This is a genomic window from Cupriavidus sp. 10L43_2 (genome assembly GCF_056395265.1).
The window spans coordinates 1-1,115 of record NZ_JBFTJE010000046.1 but is presented as its reverse complement, the minus strand read 5'-3'; the positions used below and the strand labels follow the sequence as shown (position 1 = coordinate 1,115).

Here is a 1,115-nt window from a genome sequence, read left to right as displayed (position 1 = left end):
AGATGGTGGTGTTTGGCGATGACATTGACCATTACCTTTACAAGCCTGAATTGCGGGTGCCGTATCGCGAGACGGCGGGATTGGAGGCTGGTGTCGAAGCGGTCATCGGCCTTCGTACTATTGCGAAAACTGTCCCCGCATCGTTTCTTGTGGCGGACTACAACCCCGATCTGGCGTGGGAGCCCTTGAAGGGCGAAGCCAATGTTGCGCGCAAAGACAAGACCACCTACGGCCAGCCGTATGTCTTCGGCACCCATCACCTGGATTTCGAAGGTGCCAAGTGGGAGGCGCAGCTTCGGCACGAGGCGGCTGTGGCTTCCCAGGTGGTCTACGAGGGTGAGAGCAATGTGCTGGAACTGCGCCCGGCGCGAATCCTGCGGATGGATCTTGCGCTGGCGGATGCGCCGAATGGGCAGGTCATCACCGAGGTTGTCCACACTGGCGCGCGCGATGCGGCGTATCGGAATACCTTCAAATCGATCCCTTCAGATCGACGGTTCCGGCTGCCGCTGGACGAAACTCACTGGCCGAGGATTCCGGGCACGCTGAGTGCGCGCATTACCTCCCCCAGCCAATATCCATACGCCTATCTGACGCAGCAGGGTTATTACACCGTCCGTTTTGACTTCGATTTCGAGGACTGGCCCGGCGGTGGGGAATGTGTGCCACTGCGGCTGGCCAAGCCATTTGCCGGGGCCTTTCAGACGGGCTTTCACTTTCCGCTGATCGACGGCACCGAAGCGGCTATCGCGTTTCGGGATGGGAATCCGAATAAGCCGTATATCGCCCACGTCCACCATAACAGCCGCCAGACGGATCTGATTACCAACCAGGATCGGTGGCTGTCCCGCAACGTTATCCGCACGCAGAGCGACAACAAGCTTGAGTTCGAGGACTGGGAGGGGCAGGAGCATGTGAAGCTGTCCACCGAGCATTCCGGAAAATCCCAGCTGACGCTTGGCCATATGGTCGACGGGAAGTGGAAGCGGCGGGGGGAGGGGTTCGAACTCAGGACGTCTGGCTGGGGGGCCATCCGGGGCGGCAAGGGGTTGTTCATCACCGCCGATGACCAGCCAAAGGCTCACCGCCGATGACCAGCCAAAGGCCAGCGGACA

At 60.4% G+C, this 1,115-nt stretch carries 1 pseudogene; it reads left to right on the top strand.

Features of this window, described 5'->3' with window-relative positions:
* A pseudogene (locus AC1DEL_RS27525) lies at positions 1-1,082 on the top strand (type VI secretion system Vgr family protein); the annotation flags it as partial.
* Positions 1,083-1,115: the final 33 nt, after the last annotated feature.